The sequence below is a fragment of the Arthrobacter sp. TJ-217 genome (assembly GCF_058269255.1).
Genome location: NZ_JBZCNJ010000030.1, coordinates 1 through 971 on the forward strand (window position 1 = coordinate 1; position 971 = coordinate 971).

Below are 971 nucleotides of genomic sequence, written 5' to 3' on the forward strand. Positions count from 1 at the left end.
CTGAACCGCCGCCGCCGTTTCTATGTTGCGGTATTCGTTCTGCTGAGCCTTGCAATGGGTGCCGCGTGGACAGGTTTCGCGCTGCTGGGCGATACGTGGTTCCAGCTTCTCATCGCCGCCGTTCTCGGCGTCGTGCTGACCCAGATCGCGTTCCTCGCCCACGAGGCCTCGCACCGGCAGATCTTCAAGACCCGCGGAGCCAACGACTGGTCCGGGCGCATCCTTGCCGCCGGCGTCGTCGGCATCAGTTACGCCTGGTGGATGGATAAGCACAGCCGGCACCACAACGACCCGAACACGCGGGGCAAAGATCCGGACATTGAGATCGACACGATCTCCTTCATCGAGGAAGACGCGGCCAAGGCCAAGGGCATCCAGGCCTGGATCACGCGCCGGCAGGGCTACCTGTTCTTCCCGCTGTTGACCTTCGAGGGCCTGAACCTCCACGCCCGCTCCTTCGTCACCCTCTTCCGCCGCGGCACCGTCAACGGCCGCTGGGTTGAGCTCTCACTCCTCGCGGTGCGGTTCACCGCCTACCTCGGCATTCTCTTCTGGTTCCTGCCCGTCGGCATGGCCTTCGCGTTCCTGGGCGTGCAGATGGCCGTCTTCGGTGTCTACATGGGCGCCTCGTTCGCACCCAACCACAAGGGCATGCCCATCGTGCCGAAGGACAGCAAGCTCGACTTCTTCCAGAAGCAGGTCATCACCTCGCGCAACATCCGCGGTGGCTCCTTCGTGAACAACGCCTTTGGCGGCCTGAACTTCCAGATCGAGCACCACCTCTTCCCCGACATGCCCCGCCCACACCTGCGCCGGGCCGCGGTCATCGTCAAGGAACACTGCGAGCGCCTCAAAGTGCCGTACACCGAGGTCGGCGTCGGCGCTTCTTACGCCGCCGTGGTCACCTACCTCAACCGGGTCGGCCTTGCCGCCCGCGATCCGTTCGACTGCCCCATGGTCAACCGGTTCCG

1 protein-coding gene is annotated in these 971 nt (G+C 64.6%); it reads left to right on the forward strand.

Going from position 1 to position 971, the window contains the following annotated elements; all coding sequences use genetic code 11:
• Positions 1-971: fatty acid desaturase family protein (locus tag AC4D2R_RS18020; RefSeq protein WP_490941473.1), on the forward strand; the 971-nt coding region annotated here is incomplete at both ends.